This window comes from Shewanella sp. MTB7, assembly GCF_027571385.1.
Lineage (GTDB): Bacteria > Pseudomonadota > Gammaproteobacteria > Enterobacterales > Shewanellaceae > Shewanella.
Genome location: NZ_CP085636.1, coordinates 470,861 through 489,657, shown reverse-complemented (window position 1 = coordinate 489,657; position 18,797 = coordinate 470,861). Strand labels below are relative to the sequence as shown.

At 43.4% G+C, this 18,797-nt stretch carries 19 protein-coding genes; 11 read left to right on the top strand and 8 right to left on the bottom strand.

Annotated elements, in window-relative coordinates; all coding sequences use genetic code 11:
• Positions 1-36 precede the first annotated feature (36 nt).
• Both HWQ47_RS02190 and HWQ47_RS02185 read right to left on the bottom strand, forming a co-directional pair.
• Positions 37-2,439, bottom strand: a complete 2,403-nt coding sequence (locus HWQ47_RS02190; protein WP_269969573.1) for a TonB-dependent receptor — start codon at positions 2,437-2,439, stop codon at positions 37-39.
• A 107-nt stretch (positions 2,440-2,546) separates the two neighbouring features.
• Positions 2,547-3,920 carry a hypothetical protein gene (locus HWQ47_RS02185; protein ID WP_269969572.1) on the bottom strand — a complete coding sequence of 458 codons (1,374 nt, stop codon included), beginning with the start codon at positions 3,918-3,920 and terminating at the stop codon, positions 2,547-2,549.
• A 108-nt stretch (positions 3,921-4,028) separates the two neighbouring features.
• On the opposite strand from HWQ47_RS02185, the gene HWQ47_RS02180 reads away from it, so the two are divergent.
• The gene (locus HWQ47_RS02180; RefSeq protein ID WP_269969571.1) at positions 4,029-4,727 is read left to right on the top strand and encodes a Crp/Fnr family transcriptional regulator; all 699 of its coding nucleotides are present in this window, start codon (positions 4,029-4,031) and stop codon (positions 4,725-4,727) included.
• A gap of 55 nt (positions 4,728-4,782) precedes the next feature.
• Here the strand turns inward: HWQ47_RS02180 and argA are convergent, their stop codons facing one another.
• The 4 genes from argA to radC all read right to left on the bottom strand — a co-directional run bounded on the left by argA (position 4,783) and on the right by radC (position 7,615).
• A complete protein-coding gene (argA, locus tag HWQ47_RS02175) occupies positions 4,783-6,102 on the bottom strand; it encodes an amino-acid N-acetyltransferase (protein ID WP_269969570.1) in 1,320 nt (439 codons plus the stop codon).
• A gap of 289 nt (positions 6,103-6,391) precedes the next feature.
• A complete protein-coding gene (gene rpmG, locus HWQ47_RS02170; RefSeq protein ID WP_011494790.1) occupies positions 6,392-6,565 on the bottom strand; it encodes a 50S ribosomal protein L33 in 174 nt (57 codons plus the stop codon).
• A gap of 6 nt (positions 6,566-6,571) precedes the next feature.
• Positions 6,572-6,808: a 50S ribosomal protein L28 gene (gene rpmB / locus HWQ47_RS02165; protein ID WP_269969569.1), complete on the bottom strand. Its 237-nt coding sequence runs from the start codon at positions 6,806-6,808 to the stop codon at positions 6,572-6,574.
• A 129-nt stretch (positions 6,809-6,937) separates the two neighbouring features.
• Positions 6,938-7,615, bottom strand: coding sequence for a RadC family protein (radC, locus tag HWQ47_RS02160; protein ID WP_269969568.1), 678 nt, complete (start codon positions 7,613-7,615; stop codon positions 6,938-6,940).
• 142 nt (positions 7,616-7,757) lie between these two features.
• Here radC and coaBC point away from each other — a divergent pair, with 142 nt between their 5' ends.
• From coaBC to folE, 5 genes are all read left to right on the top strand, one after another.
• Positions 7,758-8,978 carry a bifunctional phosphopantothenoylcysteine decarboxylase/phosphopantothenate--cysteine ligase CoaBC gene (gene coaBC / locus HWQ47_RS02155; RefSeq protein ID WP_269969567.1) on the top strand — a complete coding sequence of 407 codons (1,221 nt, stop codon included), beginning with the start codon at positions 7,758-7,760 and terminating at the stop codon, positions 8,976-8,978.
• Positions 8,978-9,436: a dUTP diphosphatase gene (dut, locus tag HWQ47_RS02150; protein ID WP_269969566.1), complete on the top strand. Its 459-nt coding sequence runs from the start codon at positions 8,978-8,980 to the stop codon at positions 9,434-9,436. Before coaBC ends, dut begins: the two co-directional genes overlap by 1 nt.
• Positions 9,437-9,587: 151 nt before the next feature.
• Complete coding sequence (slmA, locus tag HWQ47_RS02145; protein ID WP_269969565.1) at positions 9,588-10,181, top strand: nucleoid occlusion factor SlmA; 594 nt, start codon at positions 9,588-9,590, stop codon at positions 10,179-10,181.
• Between the two features lie 144 nt (positions 10,182-10,325).
• On the top strand, positions 10,326-12,299 hold the full coding sequence (locus HWQ47_RS02140; protein WP_269969564.1) for an alpha/beta hydrolase family protein: 1,974 nt from the start codon (positions 10,326-10,328) through the stop codon (positions 12,297-12,299).
• Between the two features lie 238 nt (positions 12,300-12,537).
• Complete coding sequence (gene folE / locus HWQ47_RS02135; protein ID WP_269969563.1) at positions 12,538-13,197, top strand: GTP cyclohydrolase I FolE; 660 nt, start codon at positions 12,538-12,540, stop codon at positions 13,195-13,197.
• A 234-nt stretch (positions 13,198-13,431) separates the two neighbouring features.
• On the opposite strand, the gene pyrE is transcribed toward folE, so the two are convergent.
• Both pyrE and rph read right to left on the bottom strand, forming a co-directional pair.
• The gene (gene pyrE, locus HWQ47_RS02130) at positions 13,432-14,073 is read right to left on the bottom strand and encodes an orotate phosphoribosyltransferase (protein WP_269969562.1); all 642 of its coding nucleotides are present in this window, start codon (positions 14,071-14,073) and stop codon (positions 13,432-13,434) included.
• 106 nt (positions 14,074-14,179) lie between these two features.
• Positions 14,180-14,893: a ribonuclease PH gene (gene rph, locus HWQ47_RS02125; protein ID WP_269969561.1), complete on the bottom strand. Its 714-nt coding sequence runs from the start codon at positions 14,891-14,893 to the stop codon at positions 14,180-14,182.
• Positions 14,894-15,092: 199 nt separating this feature from the next.
• Between rph and HWQ47_RS02120 the strand changes: the two genes are divergently transcribed.
• The 5 genes from HWQ47_RS02120 (at position 15,093) to HWQ47_RS02100 (ending at position 18,752) form a co-directional block, all read left to right on the top strand.
• Positions 15,093-15,956, top strand: a complete 864-nt coding sequence (locus HWQ47_RS02120; protein ID WP_269969560.1) for a YicC/YloC family endoribonuclease — start codon at positions 15,093-15,095, stop codon at positions 15,954-15,956.
• 180 nt (positions 15,957-16,136) lie between these two features.
• On the top strand, positions 16,137-17,396 hold the full coding sequence (locus HWQ47_RS02115) for a tyrosine-type recombinase/integrase (RefSeq protein ID WP_269969559.1): 1,260 nt from the start codon (positions 16,137-16,139) through the stop codon (positions 17,394-17,396).
• 32 nt (positions 17,397-17,428) lie between these two features.
• Complete coding sequence (locus HWQ47_RS02110; protein WP_269969558.1) at positions 17,429-18,238, top strand: hypothetical protein; 810 nt, start codon at positions 17,429-17,431, stop codon at positions 18,236-18,238.
• An 83-nt stretch (positions 18,239-18,321) separates the two neighbouring features.
• Positions 18,322-18,531, top strand: coding sequence for a helix-turn-helix transcriptional regulator (locus tag HWQ47_RS02105; RefSeq protein ID WP_269969557.1), 210 nt, complete (start codon positions 18,322-18,324; stop codon positions 18,529-18,531).
• 11 nt (positions 18,532-18,542) lie between these two features.
• The gene (locus HWQ47_RS02100) at positions 18,543-18,752 is read left to right on the top strand and encodes a helix-turn-helix transcriptional regulator (RefSeq protein ID WP_269969556.1); all 210 of its coding nucleotides are present in this window, start codon (positions 18,543-18,545) and stop codon (positions 18,750-18,752) included.
• Positions 18,753-18,797: the final 45 nt, after the last annotated feature.

The following is an 18,797-nucleotide window of genomic DNA, read 5'->3' as shown; positions in this document are numbered from 1 at the left end:
CCCTTCATGGGGCTTTGTTGTAAAACAATCTTAAAGCTAGTCGAATTTATAGCTAAATTGCAGAGTTGCACTACGTCCAGGCTCGGTATAAACCACATACCCACCTGGGGTAAATGGCATATCGTAGGAGCTGTTAATGGTGATCTCATCAGACAGATTTTTCAGTATTAGACCAAGCTGCCAATCTGAATTTGTATTAATCAACGCTATTTGCGCATTGTACTTTGCAAACGCCTCTTGCTCAGTAAACGGGTTCAGATCCGCATTGGTATAATAGCTAGACTTAAATACGGTTTCAGCCATCACTCTGATGTCATAATCACTACTCAGTTCACTGCGGTATTCTAACGAGGTACTCCCAGATGCCTTTGGCGACAGCGCATTTGGCTGGCCTGAGAGATCGCAAGAACTACCATTCGCCTCAACATTGTCAGAGGTTGCAGTTAAGCTAGTAAAACATTTCGCTCCACTAAATTCATCCCAACTAAAATCCAGTAAACCTAAACTACCGGACCACATCCAGTCATCGGCAAATGCCCATCGACCATCAAGCTCTAGACCATATGAAGTGGCCTTAGCACCGTTTTCCACATAGAAGCCGGTATTGCCATCGAAGGTTGAAGTTTGCAGATCACTAAACTCCATATAAAAAAGTGCCAGATTAAGATCCGCAGCACCATCATCTAAGGTTAACTTACTGCCCACTTCATAGGACAGAACAGATTCATCATCGAACTCAAAGTTCTCCGGCAAGTTAGCCCTTGCGTCGAAACCGCCAGACTTAGCTCCCTGCGCAATACTGGCATAGAACATCGCATCTTCAAGTTGATACTTTATCGACAATGCAGGAGTAAAGCTCTCCTCTGTGCGCTCGGCGTGGATATTATGATCACTCCCAATACGATAAATTGGATTCACAATATTTTGAGTATTACTGCCCAATAATAATGGATCTAGATAGGGATAATCAGCACCTAACATCAAACAATAAACGGAGCCAGGGATTCCAGCTAAGCCAAACTTATCCAACGCAGGTTTAAGTGCGGGAGGTGAGATTAACGGCACTTGTGAAATAGGCGTTCCTGAGATCAAGTCCACTAGGGTCAGCTCTCGGCGACCCTTTTTCTCTTCCTGGGTATACCTAAGCCCTAAACTTACACTCCAGTTATCATCAATCTGCCAATCAAACTTACCAAATACGCTCATCACTTCTGAATCGCTACTAAAGCCACGCACGCCATCAAATTGCAGCGCGTACGCTAGAAAATGCTCATCATAAGTAAGCTCTGAGTCTTGATAATAAGCCCCTAAAATATAATCGAAGGTCTCTCCTCCCGATGATGCTAGACGAAACTCTTGGCTAAACTGCTTATACTCCTCGTCACTAACACTTCTGTAGAGCAAAGGCCTTGGGGTTCTGTCACCATCATTTGAGGTATCGACTTGATAGGATTGCCAGCCACTAACCGCACTTAACGTATGCTCATCGAGCTCATACTCAACCTTCAATGTCTGATGGCTTGCAGTAAACTCACCTCCCTCCGCCTCCCCTAATGCAGGCGCTGTTTTAGCCGATGTAAGACTCACACCGTAATCACCCAGACTGGCCGCTAAAGCAGGATTTGCAGCGGCAAGTGCTGGCTCTAGTATCCCTTTGGTATTGCTGTCTCCGACAAACTCATCCTTATCTTCTTGTAGCTTAAGTTCAATGCTTAGATTATCTGTTGGTTGCCAAGCTAGCGATAAGCGTCCCAACAGGGTTTCATGCTGCACTTCATTTTGTTCTGTGACGCTATTGGTCATGTAGCCATCACTATCTAACGCTCTGAATGCAAAACGAGCTTGAAGATTATCAGCTAGAGGACCAGATACCGCCCCCTCAAAAGTCAGTCCCTGATTGGTCATGTCATAGTAACCATTGAGATAACCACTGAAATAATCCGTCGGCGCCGCTGTGGTCAAATTTAACGCCCCTGCAGTGGTATTCATACCAAACAAGGTACCTTGGGGGCCTCGAAGCACTTCCACCATCTCGAGATCGAGAAAAGTACTGCGCATCAAATGTCCACGCCCGCGGTAAATCCCATCAACATAGGTTCCCACCGTCTGTTCAAAACCTTGATTGGGTCCAGATCCTAGGCCGCGCATATAGATATTAAATCCCTGGCCTGACTGACTCACACTAAAGTTACCAATACGGCTCGCCAACTCCTCGGTATTGCTGATGTTCATATCTTCTAACGATTCTCTATTGATCGTCGCAACCGACAATGGCACCTCTTTGACACTCTCAGTACACTTTTGCGCTGTCACAGTGATCACTTCGAGTTGCCTTTTATTAGCCTCACTTTTCTCATCTATTTCATCATTAGCGTATGACGCCAGCGGTGCGCCAATCAAGGCACCAATAATTACTTTTGATAACAGTGTTAATCGCATAGTCCACTCTCTTTTTTAGCTCTTTATTTAGTTATTGGAATACGCAGATGAATACAGCTAAACCTCACCTGTTAAATTGGCTCGCCCTCCCCGGCGAGCCAAGCTCATTAAATGCAGGGAAACACAGCCTCAAGCATAGAGGGCATCATGTAACGAGACTTAGGAAAGTACTCTTGCATTACCGTTTGTTCATCACCCAGTTTGAGGATTTTCTGCACCGCATGAGGAAAATCTGGCGAAGCGAGTAAATTACGGATCTGTACTACAGCCATATCTTCATCTCCTAAACCATCACCATCAGCAGCCATCTCAAGCCATGCGATACCACATTCACGCTTAGCATTACGAGGGCGATCTTCTTCTCGCGATACCACCACTGTGTAGTAACCGTTTTTATCTAATGGCACCTCTTCATCGAACAAGCAATCTGTCACCCGAGTATTGGCAAAGCTTTGGTTTGAACAGATTGACCAATAACGAAGATCCGCTTCAGTATGTTTACGCTCACCATAAAAAGATTTACTCACCTTAGGCATCTTGGCGCGGATCACTAACACCTTGCCAAACTTTCTATTTACTATGGTTCGAATATAGTTGTTGTCTAAATTGGGATAAAAGCCGCCCTCTGAACGACGCCCCATCTTCACCTTCTCACCTGAGTACATCGATAGTAAAAACTCCCTATCATATTGGATATACCAAGAAGCGGGGTTTGTCGCAGGCCAAGTGGCTGGCTTATCCGCTTGATCTCTCAGCGCCACGTATTTCTCAGCACTGATATTGAGAGCCCCCGGATCTATTTTCAGTTGCTGACCTGCTTTTAGTGCCTCACAAGCATCACTGCCCTTTAATCGTTTACCATCACTCAAAGTCAACACTGGCGACGGCAAAGGCACGCCACCGGTAATTGAGGCTTGCTCATCTGGTAGATAGATCCGATAGATCAACAATTGCTGATCTTTCTTATAGCTAGGGGCGTAGATGCTGGAACGAATGGTATTGCGTTGCATCACACCACGCTCAATCTCTGGTGGTGTACCGGTTTGTACATGAATACTGTAACTTCGATTTTCGACCTGACGGTCTGCACCAGCTTGATAGGGATTAGCATTATTCAACTTAGGAGCTATCAGGTAATCGGCAACAGAGTCTTGAGGCCTACCCCGCTCATCATAGCTGATCAAAGATTGATAACGAGCGTGGGTAAACTCTCCATCAACCTCTAACTTAGCCCCTTTTGGGATAGTAAAGGTGGCAGCCCAATAAAAGACATTGGCGTCGGGGTATGCCACATTGATATAGGGGTCAGCACTAAAAGGACCTCGATTCCAAAAGCAGGTACGCGGTCCCTCAATATCTGCAGTCGGCTTCTCATAATCCAGCGGCTTAGCCTGAATATTAAAACTCACACTGGTCAGTAAAAAAACAGATACCCATTTTAGGCGTTGCGTGTTTATTATATTAGTGATGTCGTAAGTCATCTTTCTCCCCATAGGATATGAAACAGACTTGTTTCGTATCTGTTAATAGATTTATAGTATTAACCTAGACGATTAAGGGAGGGTCAATTGTCGCCAAACAGACAATCTATGAAAAAATATAGTCGCGAGGAGTTAACTGAATTTCTAAGTTGCTCTGGCGTTTTTAGTACCTGCAATAAAGATGAAATAGATTATATTCTGAGCCAGCTAAAGACCTCTCACTATAAAAATGAGACGGTTGTAGCCCATAGAGAAGACATTGGCGATCAGGTTAGGTTTGTCATTAAAGGCAGCCTAAATGTTGTTGTCACCAGTTTAGATGGAAAAGAGGTGCGATTTCCCCCGATAGGCCCACACCGTTGGATCGGATGGATCTCTTGTTTCAATAACCAAGCTCTCTCCCATGATTGGGTCGCTACCGCTAAATCTGACATTATAGCGATACCCGGTGGCGTGATTCGAAGACTCTGCGAAAACAATCCCGACCTGTATCCCAAAGTGATGACTGAAATTAATAGTCAGTTTAAGTTATTAATGAATTGGACCGAGTTTGTGAGTCTACATTCTCTTACCGCCAGAGTGCGTATGTTAATCCAAATCTTAGCTCAGATTAGTGCCGCCACAATGGATGATAAACCAGGCTGGTTACAGGTCGATGTCACCCAAGAACACCTCGCTTCATTTTTGAATCTATCCCGACAAACTGCTAATAAACTACTTGTTGAGTTAGAGAAGGAGGATCTCATTAGTATTGGCTATCGAAAGATCTTGATCAACGCCAGTAAATTAAACAATCTAACCAGCTGACACAGACAAAAAATACCAGCAAAGGCGGGTATTTTTTGTCTGGATAGAGAAAAGCCTAAAGCTTTAACGCAAGAATTTTAGACTTTCTTTGATAGTTGTATAGCTGCTTCTTTTTATTGGGTAACTCATCCACTTCAACGATCTGAAAACCGTGTTCCAAAAACCAATGAATGCTACGTGTCGTTAAGGCAAACAGGCGGGTATAACCACGCACTCTGGCTTGGCCTATTATGTTCTTCAGTAGTAAGCTGCCCCTGTCTGCATCTCGGTATTCTGGATGTACCACTAAACAGGCAAACTCTCCGGCACTGTCCTCTTCAAAGGGATAAAAGGCAGCGCAACCAATAACTAAGTTATCACGCTCAATAAGCATAAACTGCTCAATCTCCATCTCCAATTGCTCACGAGAGCGCCGCACTAAGAACCCCTTCTCCTCTAAAGGACGAATAAGATTAAGTATGCCACCAATATCACTAATACTCGCTCTGCGCAGCCGTTCTGCACTTTCTGTGACTATCTGAGTTCCTATGCCATCTCTGGAAAAGAGCTCTTGCAATAGAGAACCATCATCTAAATAACTGACAAAGTGACACCGAGCGACGCCATTTCGACAGGCATCAATACTGGCCTTAAGAAAAGCCTTGGTTCCCACACAAATATTTATCTCATCATCAATGTGATTTAAGATCGCTTGCGCTTCGTTTGGCATCAATTCCGCCAATACTTCACCTGAGCTATCTAAAATTCCCTTTTGCGAACTAAAACCGATCATCTTGTCAGCCTTGAGCTTCACCGCAATTTGAGTTGCGACCTCCTCCGCTGTTAGATTAAAACTTTCTCCCGTGACTGAAGCTGCAATAGGCCCTAATAGTACGATGCCATTACTGTCCAATTGCGCTTTAAGTCCCTGCACATCAATTCGCCTGACCTTACCACTCAAGCAATAATCGACACCATCATCGACCCCTAAAGGCTGTGCGGTAACAAAATTACCACTGACCACATTGATCTGTGCACCTTGCATAGGGGTATTACTCAAACTCATGGAAAGTCGTGCCGTAATATCAAGTTGTAAGCCACCTACAACCTGCTTAATAACTTTAAAAGCATCCTCTTCAGTAATACGAATACCGTTATAATATTCAGGAATTAATGCTCTTTCAGCGAGCGCCTCATCGATCTGCGGACGAGCGCCGTGCACTAAAACCATCTTAATCCCTAAGCTATGCAGCAGGGCAATATCATTAATAATCGAGCGAAACTGGCCTTGTGCTAAGGCCTCTCCCCCCAACATAACCACAAACGTTTTTCCCCTATGCGCATTCACATAAGAGGCCGAGTGACGAAATCCTTCAACGAGTTCTGTGGTCCGCACGCTAATATCTCACTTAATTCATCGTTTGATCGAATTACGGTAAATGACCGCAACAATAATGACACCAAGGAATAGTATTGCATTTTAATTCATAATAACAGCATTTATTTTCACTTTGAGTTTTAAAAGTATTAGCCATAAAGCTCAGTAAAGGCATGCATGAACAACAATTAGCTAAAATATTAAGAATATGAATTTTATTGCAAAATGACCAACAGAGAAAGGATAAATTTCAGCCAAAAAAAAGCCCCTGAAACAGGGGCTTTTAAGAAAACTAGTTTTCAAGTTATTACTTGATTTTAGCTTCTTTGTACATAACGTGCTGACGGATAACTGGATCAAATTTCTTGATTTCCATTTTCTCAGGCATGTTACGCTTGTTCTTTTCAGTGGTGTAGAAATGACCAGTTTTAGCGCTAGAAACTAGCTTGATCTTCTCACGATTACCTTTAGATTTAGCCATGATTTATTATACCTTCTCGCCACGGGCACGAAGTTCAGCAACAACAACTTCAATACCTTTCTTATCGATAATACGCATACCTTTAGGGGTAAGACGTAGCTTAACGAAACGCTTTTCACCTTCTAACCAAAAACGGTGGTTTTGTAGGTTCGGTAAAAAACGACGACGTGTCGCGTTTTTCGCGTGTGAGCGGTTGTTACCAACCATTGGTTTCTTGCCAGTTACTTGGCATACTCTTGACATGTCAAACTTCTCCAAAACAATATATATATAACGCTCGAGCATTAATGTACCTCGAATATGGCCGTCGCCTGAGGCACACAACAGAGGGCGCATTTTATACAGGATCTAAAAGTAAAGATCAAGGGATAGTTAATCTATCCATCCCCGTTCTGCAAATGAAACTATCTCGCGATCACCAACAACCATATGGTCTAGCAAGGAAACATCTATGGTTGCGAGTGCACATTTCAATCGCTCAGTAATTCGTCTATCGGCTTGGCTTGGCTCCGCAACTCCTGATGGATGGTTGTGGCAGACAATCACAGCCGCAGCTTTTTTTTCTAGAACAAGACTCACCACATCACGGGGATATACTGAAGCCGAGTTTATGGTGCCACGAAATAATTCGACGAACTGAATTACCCTGTGCTGGCTATCCAGCAATAAAATTGCAAATACTTCATAGGCACGATCCCGTAATTGTCTCATTAAATAGTCCCGAGTTAAATCGGGATCACTCAATATTTTGCCTCTTTTTAAATTTTGTTGTGAAATTCGCTTACTCAACTCGACCGCAGCGTGAAGTTGCGCATACTTTACAGGTCCCATCCCTGATAACTTACATACCTGCAGTTGTGATGATATCAACAGCTCTCTAAGGCCACCAAACTCATTAATTAGATTCCTAGCCAGCTCCACAGCACTTAAGCCCTGTGAGCCGTTCCTAAGAAGTACTGCTAATATTTCAGCATCAGACAGTTGGGACACACCAAATTTAATGAGTTTATCTCTGGGACCTTCGCCTTCAGGCCAATCTTTAATTCCCATCACGACTTCCTTGTGTGATTTAATCGCAGATCCAGAGTATGGTCTAGTTTTTAAAACTTGTATCCTCTCAGTGCTTTGGTTTGTGATATCTTAAGCGCAATTCATTTTAACGATAGCATCGTTTCTTATTGAGCCATCTCTTATGAACCAGAGTCAGAGCCAAACTAACAAGAATATCTTACTCGCCATTGGTGGCGGTATTGCAGCCTATAAATCTGCCGATCTTATACGCCGCTTAAAAGAACGCGGTTTCGATGTTCGTGTCGTCATGAGTCAAAGTGCAAAAGCGTTTATCACTCCGCTCACTTTGCAGGCGCTATCAGGTTATCCGGTAGCCTCAGATCTGCTCGACACCACAGCAGAAGCTGCGATGGGTCATATTGAGCTTGCCCGCTGGGCTGATCTCGTTGTTGTGGCTCCCGCTACCGCAAATCTGATCGCACGTATTAACGCAGGTATGGCAGATGAGCTCATCACAACCACGTGTCTTGCCACTGAAGCCCCTGTGATTATCTGCCCAGCCATGAACCAGCAGATGTACCGTAATCAAGCAACCCAAGATAATCTTGCTAACTTAGCAAGACGAGGTTTTACCATCTGGGGACCAGCAACTGGCAGTCAGGCCTGTGGCGAAGTAGGCCCTGGTCGAATGCAGGAACCACTCGAGATAGCTCAACAGGTCGAACAGTTTTTTGCACCTAAATTACTTCAAGGTCAGTCAATATTACTCACTGCCGGGCCAACCCGAGAGGCGATTGATCCTGTTCGTTACATCTCTAACCACAGCTCAGGCAAGATGGGTTTTGCCTTAGCTAAAATGGCCGCAGCTATGGGGGCCAATGTTACCTTAGTCACAGGTCCAGTGCACTTACCAACACCGGCTGGTGTGAACCGTATCGATGTTGAGTCAACCCAAGATATGCTAAATGCTGTAATGCAGCATGTTGATACTCATAAAATTTTTATTGGCTGTGCCGCGGTTGCAGATTACCGTATTGACAAGGTAGCCGAAAATAAAATAAAGAAATCAGCGCAAAACATGCAGCTTGCACTCGTTCGAAATCCTGATATCTTAGCCACGGTTGCCAGTCACAAACCGCGTCCATTTACCGTCGGTTTTGCCGCTGAAACTCAAGATGTCGAACACTATGCTAAAGATAAACTGATCAGGAAAAAGCTCGATATGATCGCGGCTAATGACGTGTCCAATCCGGAGCTAGGTTTCAATGCAGATCAAAATGCACTTAAGGTTATCTGGGCCAATGGACAACAAGATCTGCCAGCGACTGACAAGCAGATATTAGCACGACAACTGCTCACCCTGATTGCAGAGCACACCGCCCTTTTACAAGACGATAAGTAATGAAAACACCGATTGAAGTTAAAATCTTAGATTCACGCATTGGATCAGAATACCCTCTCCCTTCCTATGCCACACCAGGTAGCGCTGGTATGGATCTTCGAGCCATGATCGATACCAGCATGATCATTGCACCAGGAGAAACCGTATTAATTCCGACAGGAATTGCTATCCATGTCGCAGAACCAAGTCTTGCTGCCATGATCTTGCCTCGTTCAGGGCTAGGACATAAACATGGCATTGTATTGGGTAACCTTGTCGGCCTAATCGACTCAGACTATCAGGGACCGCTTATGGTCTCTTGCTGGAACAGAGGAGATAGTCCATTTATCTTAGAAATTGGTGACCGTCTAGCTCAATTAATCTTTGTTCCTGTTGTACAGGCTGAATTTAAGCTTGTGGATGAATTTGATAACTCTATGCGCGGTGAAGGTGGCTTCGGTCACTCGGGCACTAAATAGTTAGCACAACAGCAAATTTGGGGACTTACACAACGAACTAAAGTAAGCCTCATAAAATAAAAATACTTAAAGTGATTTCGACAGAATACGTTTTGATTCTATTTGCGAAGATATCACCTAGCTCCAGTTGTAAAGAGTGAAGGAAAAACAGATGGCTGCAAGCCCAAAAATCAATCGCCGTGAACATATACTTCAATGTCTGGCAACGATGCTAGAAACCCACCCAGGACAAAGAATTACCACAGCGAAATTAGCAGCAGAGGTTGGTGTATCCGAAGCAGCTCTATATCGTCACTTCCCAAGTAAAGCACGGATGTTTGAAGGGTTAATCGATTTTATTGAAGAGTCCCTTTTATCACGTATCAACCTCATCATGGATGAAGAAAAAGATACCATGAAACGTTGCCAGCATTTACTGCAACTGTTATTGATTTTCGCCGAACGAAACCCCGGGATCTCACGTATCCTCAATGGTGACGCGTTATTAGGCGAGCATGACAGATTACGTAGCCGAATTAATCAAATATTTTCTAAAGTAGAAACTCATTTGAAACAGATATTACGTGAGAAAACCCTAAGAGAAGGCAAAGGTTTTAAGCTTGATGAAGCCATACTCGCCAATCTTCTGCTCGCGATTGCTGAAGGACGTATTTCTCAATTTGTTCGCAGTGAATTTAAACAGAAACCAACTCTGCACTTCGAACAGCAGTGGGCATTTGTTCAACAACAGTTGCTTCAAAGCTAAAACAGCCAAGTGACGGCTTTGCCGTCACCTGTTTGCATCACACCCTCAAAGAATCAACAACCTAACCACATCTATTTAACTCACGTAAACTCTGGCATACTCTCAACTTCAAATTAACCACATTGGGTTTTACAAGGAAGTTGTATGACGTTTATCAAGCACTTGTCCATTGCACTAGTAATCAGTATTGGTCTATTAATCCAAGTCGTTACTGCTGCCCCGCTAGCTCCTGAACAGTTATTTAGTCGTGGCGCTGAATTTAGTAATGTAAAAATCTCACCTGCAGGCGATTACATTAGTGCGATCACTAAACACGAAGGTAAAGATAAACTACTTATTCTCGATGCTAAAACAAAAAAGCTTCATCATGCAGTATTCTTTCCCGGTAATGCGCAGGTTGGCAACTATGCATGGGCTAACGATGAACGAGTTGTATTACAAAAAGAGTACCTGAAAGGCTGGCAGGACCATCCTCTTTATTACGGAGAACTGTTTGCCATCAATGCAGACGGTTCTCGCCCGACCTACCTGTTTGGTTACAAAGCAGGAGGAAATCAAGTCGGTTCCCGAATGAAAAAAAATACCCCAATCCGCGCCACTGCCCATATCCTAGATCCACTGCCTGAAAATGAGCGCTATATGTTAGTTCAAGCATTGCCCTGGGGAAATGGAAGCAGTAATTGGGAAGAAAACTCACAGAAGGTCTACCGTGTCGATATCTATAACGGTAAACGCAAAAAAATAGCCAGCTCTCCTATCCCCTATGCAAACTTTCTTACCGACCATGATGGTGAGGTTCGTTTTGTCAGCGGCACCAAAGATTACATTAACTATGAGCTATTTTATCGCCAAGATAATAAATGGGTAAATATTGAAAAACTGTCACACAACTTGGATAACCTAACTCCTATTGCTTTTGGTGATGATAAACATAGTGTCTACGTCACAGGTAGTGAGTCAGGCAAGCCTGCTGGTGTCTATCTGCTCAATATCAAAACAGGTCAACAACAGTTAGTCAGCCAAGATAAAATGGTTGACCCAAGCAATGTGTGGATTAACAAAATTAGCAAAAAACTCTATGCCGTTGAGTATGAGAACGGATATCCAACCTATGAGTTTATCAACTCAAAAGACCCCTCAGCTAAATATGTAAAACAGTTACTGGCATCACTCCCTGGCCATCAAATACACTTAGTCAGTCAAACCAATGATGCTGAAAAAATCATCATCAAAGCCTTTAATGACCGTAATCCAGGAGATTACTACTTATTCAATACCAAAACAGTCAAACTTGATTATCTGGTATCAGAGAAAAGTTGGCTCGATCCAGACAAAATGGCAGAAGTTAAACCTATCAGCTTTACCAGTCGAGATGGAGTCCAGATCCACGGTTACTTAACACTTCCTTATGGGCCTGAAGCCAAAAGCTTGCCCTTAGTCGTTAACCCCCATGGCGGTCCACATGGGCCCAGAGATTGGTGGGGTTTTAATCCTCAAAATCAATTAATTGCCAGCCAAGGCGCCGCAGTACTGCAAATAAACTTTCGCGGTTCAGGTGGTTACGGCGCTAGTTTTGAGCATGCAGGTCATCAAAAATGGGGCTCCGAAATCCAATATGACATCATCGACGCCACTAAACATGTTATCGCCGAAGGAATAGTAGACAAAGATAGGGTTTGCATTGCTGGTACTAGTTTCGGTGGCTATTCAGCGCTACAGAGTGCAATCATTGAATCTGATCTATTTAAATGCGCCATTGGCTTTGCTGGTGTCTACGACCTCCCATTGATGTTTGAAGAGGGTGATGTACAAGGTCGTCGAGCTGGAGAGCGATATCTAAAACAGGTGCTCGGTGAAGATGAGCAAGTCTTAAAATCAATGTCACCCACTCACAATGTCGATAAGCTTAAAGCCAAACTGCTATTAGTTCATGGTGGTGAGGATGAACGAGCTCCCATCGAGCAATTTGAAGCGTTAGAAGAGGCTTTAGAGAAGCAGAACTACCCATTTCAAAAGCTAATTATGGATGACGAAGGCCACGGTTTTTATAACGATGAACACAGAGCGAAATATTTTGCAGAGATGATGAGCTTCTTAAAAGAAAACCTCAATCTATAACCTTATGTAGCTGTGGTGAAGCCGGTAACTGCTATCGGCTTTTTCTTATCTCCTCACTCCTTTTATGGTATATATTTACACCAAATAACGGTATCCTCCCGCTCTCTCCTAATTCAAGTGCCCAAAAACGAATTGACCTTGGCGCTAATTATGAGATAACTAACTCTCCCAAAGAGACTTGCAGTCCACGGACAACAAATACTGAATATCACCACTCATGGTTATAGTGGAGGAACTTATGACATCAAAAGAAGCAATCCTAAGTGAATCTGCACTATTAGTGCAAAAGGCGCTATTGGAACGTGGTCTCGAAACACCTATGCTACCGAGCGAATTTAGCGCAGAGGAGCGTAAAGTTAAGATTGAGCAACATATGCGTGAGATCTTAACCTTAATGTCTCTCGATCTATCCGACGACAGCCTCACAGATACACCTCGCCGTATCGCTAAGATGTACGTTGATGAGATATTCTCAGGCCTAGATTATGCCAACTTTCCCAAGATCACAGTGATTGAAAATAAGATGGGCTTTGATGAGATGGTCAAGGTTAATGGCATTAGCCTAACCAGTACTTGTGAGCACCATTTAGTCACCATTGATGGTTTGGCTACCGTTGCTTATCTGCCTAGAAAGAACATTATTGGTTTGTCTAAGATAAATCGCATTGTGAGATTCTTCGCCCAGCGTCCTCAGGTTCAAGAACGCCTAACTCAGCAAGTATTAGTCGCTCTGCAGACCCTGCTCGAAACCAAAGATGTAGCGGTAAAGATGGACGCGGTGCATTACTGCGTTAAATCCCGTGGCGTAATGGACTCAACCAGCTCAACCACAACCACGGCTTTAGGTGGGATTTTTAAATCTAACCCAGCCACGCGAGCGGAATTTTTAAGCAACTAGGTTTAAAAGAAGGTTCTAGGTACTAGGACGCTTCGCTCCGAGGACGGCCTTCGGCCTGCTAGGTACAGCAAAAGATCGAGGACAGAACACTCGTAAACTCGTTCACTGATAACGGAACGGCCTTCGGCCTCACGGTAAAACAGCATAAAAAATGCCGCGATTATAGTTAACTATAATCGCGGCATTTATCTTTTCCGTGAGCGCAGCGCTCTGTAGCCGAAGGCGTTCTAGGCTTTAGATCCCGTACTGATCGCGATAAGCACTTACCGACTCAAGTTGCACTTCCATACCCGACTTTTCAGACAGGTAACTGATCAAGTCGCTTAACTTGATGATCGAAATAATTTCACAACCAAAATCACGCTCAACTTCCTGAATAGCCGACAGCTCACCTTTACCTTTCTCTTGACGATCTAATGCGATCAACACACCAGCGAGTTCAGCGTCATGTGCGGCGATAATCTCCATCGACTCACGAATTGCAGTGCCAGCGGTGATCACATCATCGACTAACATAACGCGACCTTTAAGCTCACTACCGACTAAGCTGCCACCTTCACCGTGCTCTTTCTTCTCTTTACGATTAAAGCAGTAAGGAATGTCGATATCATGATGCTCACACAAGGCTACAGCCGTTGTTGTCGCGATAGGGATTCCTTTGTACGCAGGACCAAATAACAGATCGTGCTCAATACCTGAATCCACTAAAGCTGAAGCATAGAAACGTCCAAGACGAGCCAAATCACGGCCAGTGTTAAACAAACCAGCATTAAAGAAATAGGGACTTGTACGGCCCGATTTAAGCGTAAATTCGCCAAATCTTAATACCTGGCGCTCTAATGCAAACTCAATAAACTCACGCTGATAGGCTTTCACAATCTCTCCTTAAAAAATGTAGAGGCAATATATTAAAAATATGATATTTGATTTTCTGGGCTTACAAAAAGGACCCCGTAGGGCCCTTAAATGGCAATGCAATAAATTAACTCAATGCCGCTTTCTGTACATCGACGATTTCACGGATACCGTGTTTAGCGAGCTCTAGTAAGCTAAGTAGCTCTTCATGAGTAAACGGCTCACCTTCTGCCGTACCCTGGATCTCAATCATCTTGCCAGTTTCAGTCATCACCACATTCATATCGGTCTCAGCTTCGCTGTCTTCGATATATTCTAAATCGCAAATAGGCTCGCCTTTATAGATACCAACGCTAACTGCGGCAATAAGAAACTTAAGTGGGTTATTTTTCAAAATACCTTTGCCACGCGCCCAGTTCAGAGCATCAACTAACGCAACACAAGCACCGGTAATAGCCGCAGTACGCGTGCCACCATCAGCCTGAATCACATCACAATCGATAACAATCGTATTTTCGCCTAGCGCTTTCATATCAACAGCAGCACGAAGTGAGCGACCGATAAGACGTTGGATCTCTTGAGTACGACCTGATTGCTTACCGCGAGCAGCTTCACGATCCATACGCGTATGAGTCGAACGAGGTAACATGCCATATTCAGCAGTTACCCAACCTTGACCTTTTCCTTTTAGAAAACGCGGAACCCCTTCAGTGAAGCTAGCAGTACAAAGCACTTTGGTTTCGCCAAATTCAACCAAAACAGAGCCTTCAGCATGAGCTGTAAACTGACGTGTAATTGTCACTGGGCGAGATTGAGCTGGTGTTCTGTCACTTGGGCGCATAGGAAATTCCTGTATTCATAAATCTAAAGGCGATTTGAGCTGCATTATTTTGGATCGATATTATAGGGGGTTGCGCCCTTGGATGCCACGATATTCCGATCCAGAACGTAAACCTCACCGAGTTTACTTTGACGCGCACCTTTAGACGTTTATAATCTCTATTCACTTTGACGACTTAAACAAACTGGAATACTCACCCATGATCCAAAGCATGACAGCCTACGCTCGTATCGAGCACAAAGCAGAATGGGGCACAGCCTCTTGGGAAATTCGTTCAGTCAATCAGCGTTATTTAGAAACTTACCTGCGCCTACCTGAACACTTCCGAAGCTTAGAACCTCTGCTCAGAGACCGTCTGCGTAAACGTCTGAATCGTGGCAAAATTGAAGTAAATCTGAGATATGATCTCGCCGATAATAAGACAAGTGAACTGCAACTGAACCAAGACTTAGCCAAGCAATTAATCAACGCAGCTAACTGGCTAAAGCAGGAAGCGGGTCAAGGTGAGCTTAATTTAGTCGATATCCTAAAGTGGCCAGGTGTAATGTCAGGTTCAGAGCAAGATATGGACGCCTTAAGCAAAGAGCTACTCGGCGCCTTTGACGATGCTATCGACCAATTTATCGAAGCTCGTGGCCGTGAAGGTGACGCCATCAAGGTCATGCTACAAACACGTCTTGATGCCATCGTCGAGCAAGTCGCTATAGTACGTGAACATATGCCGACCATTATGCAATGGCAGCGTGACAAGCTAATCAACCGCCTTGCCGAGATAACAGGCGAACTAGACCCTGCTCGTATGGAACAAGAGATGGTTATCTTAGCCCAGAAAATGGATGTCGCCGAAGAGATGGACAGACTCGACGCCCACGTCGCTGAAACCCAACGCATCCTCAAAAAAGGTGGCGCACAAGGTCGTCGTCTCGACTTTATGATGCAGGAGTTCAACCGTGAGTCGAATACCTTAGCCTCAAAGTCTATTAGCGCAGAGATCACTGCCGCAGCAGTAGAGCTTAAAGTGCTTATCGAGCAGATGCGCGAACAGATCCAGAACGTGGAATGATGTTTTAAGGTGTTCTAGTTAGTTTGAAAAGTCGTTATAACACATGTTATTACGGCTTTTTTTGTTTTTACAGGTTTCAAATTGTTTGCTATTGTTTAATGCAAAGTGGGACTAAAATGGTGACTAAACTGATTAGTCACCATTTTAAAAGAAGTTAGTCACCAATTTGGACTTAAACTAATGAATGATAAACAAATAAAAAGTTTTATTAAAAGTAAGGTACTTGGCCGTAAAGCTGTAGGAGATGGGCTGTATATTCGTGTACAGACTGAAGGTGTCGCTTACTGGGAAGTTAGATACAGCATCAACGGTAAACGCCGTTCAATGATGTTAGAAGGTGGTCTCTACCCAGCGATGCCTTTGGTTGAGGCAAAAGCAGAAGTAGCAAAGATTAAACTGCTAGCTAAACAAGGAATAGACCCCCTGGCTGAACGGGAACGCCAACAAGAAGAAACGATCATCACCGTTAATGATCTCTTCGACGATTGGTATCTGTGCATAGCTTCACGTTTGAAGCACCCCGAAATCCCATTGCGAATGTACACAAAAGACATCAAGCCGACCATAGGTCAGCTGCGGGTTACTGATGTCAACGCACGAGACATCAGAGCTATCATTCATAAAGTGGCTACCAGCAATCGCCCTACCGTTGCCAATAAAACCCTGCTGTGCTGTAAACAGCTCTTCAATCATGCATGCAAACTGGATCTCATAGCAGGTAACCCCGCCACCGCTTTTAAACCTATTGATGCTGGGGGAGTTGAAAAGAGCAGAGAAAGAGCACTTAAGGCTTCGGAGCTGATTAGCCTTTTCAAAGTATTAAGAGACAACAACCAAATCTTCACCCGAGACAACTATCTAGCCGTCGCTTTATTACTTTCTTTAGGCGTACGTAAAGGAGAACTAATCGCAGCTAAATGGAATGAGTTTGATTTTGATAATCTGCTTTGGCATATGCCAAAAGAACGAAGCAAAACTGGTGTCGCTATCACGGTCCCCCTCCCAACTTCAACAATGGATTGGTTTCAAGAGCTCCATGCAAGAGCTGGTAGCTCTGAGTTTATTTTTCCATCACGTCGCGCAAGTAAACGCAGAGGTTACATCTCTAGCGATACTTTAAATCATGCATTGGCAAAACTCTTCGGTAAAAAAGTCGACAGCCACAAGCTGCCCTATGACAACTTACTAGGCCAAGCAGGTATCGAACACTTTACTATTCACGATTTACGCAGAACTTGCCGCAGTTTACTCGCTGAGTTAAAAATCCTTCCCCATATTGCAGAGCGCTGCCTCAATCACAAATTAAAAGGTATTGAAGGTGTCTACAATCAGCATGACTACTTAGAGGAGCGAAGAGAGGCGTTAGGCAAATTATCGAACTTATTAGCCCCAGTGATTAATGGTGATAGTAACGTAACCCCATTTGTTAAGCGTGCTTAACAAGCTAAACCTCCATTTGCAGAGTTCAAACAATGTCAAAAAAACTTGAAAGAAAAATTACGAAAAATTTCGACAAAGCCTTTAACTTTGGGCACTTCATGAGCCAAAACCCACTAAACACTGAACCTGTTGGGCGTGACTTCCTGAACCAGTTTGTAAGCGAGGTAGTTAGATTAAGCAGCTTATCAATCCCCTTAACAACAGATCACATTGAAAACGTAGACGGAATCCCTACACCTGTTGAGTACCCAACACATTTTAAAAATATAATAAACCAACTGAAATGCATCCAATTCTTACATGAATGTTTAGAGCAACTGCAGAACACATTAATCAACTTTCCCCAGGAAAGTGAGATTATACTCAATGATATAAAAGCTTTGAATAACCTACACGAAACATCAGCTCAAGCCATGTTTCAGTTAGGCATTCTCGTTGGAGCTCATAATCAAGAAATGAATAGTTCTTATTATACTGAAGCGGGAATTACAAAGCTCCAATCTGATCAAAGAAAATTAGATGTTCGATATAACAATGCATATGTCAATGCTCTTATTCTAACCCAAAAAATACTTTCACATTTCTATAGCATTGAAAGCAACCACCCTTACAAACCTAATTTAGTGATCGATCATATTGAAATGCTGTGTTTAAAAAAAGGCATAGACTACCCCAAGGATAGAAAATCAGAAATATTTAAAGATTTAATTGACTCTTTCCTTAAGCCAATTACACCTCATAAAAATTGGGAAGGTTCAACAAAAAACATTTATAAACATATAGATACTAAAAACTTTCAAAGGGAGTACAAGCCATTTATTGAGAAGTTGATGAAAAAATAAGTAGGAGGTCTCACAGAGACCTATCTATTCATCATCCTCAAAACAGCAAAATCACTCCCGAACAAACTTAAACGGGAGTGACCATGACAACACCTAATCCAACATCACCAGACCGCATCATTCGCGAGTCTGAACGAAGAGCAATCACATCAATATCACGCACTACTGCCTGGTCTCTTGAACGCAAAGGCCTTTTCCCAAAGCGCCGCCAGCTATATCCCCAAAGTAGCTCTGTAGGCTGGTTATTATCTGAGCTCAATGAATGGGTAGCTTCTCGCCAAGTAATCAACTAGGAGTACTTGTAATGCAACACATTCCAAAAGATCACTTAGCAATGTACTTAGATGAAAATCGACTCGTGAAGAAACCTGAGATTCAAAAGCTTTTGGGGATCAGTCGTTCAACATTAGGCAGAAGAGTTAAATCAGGACAATTTCCACAACCAGCACTAATTCAAAATGGCCGCTCATGTTGGCGATTTAAAGATATCCATAAATGGTTATCTAGCAAATAACAGAGGAAGCAGGTTCAGGCCTGCTTTTTTTATCAAGATGGCTGA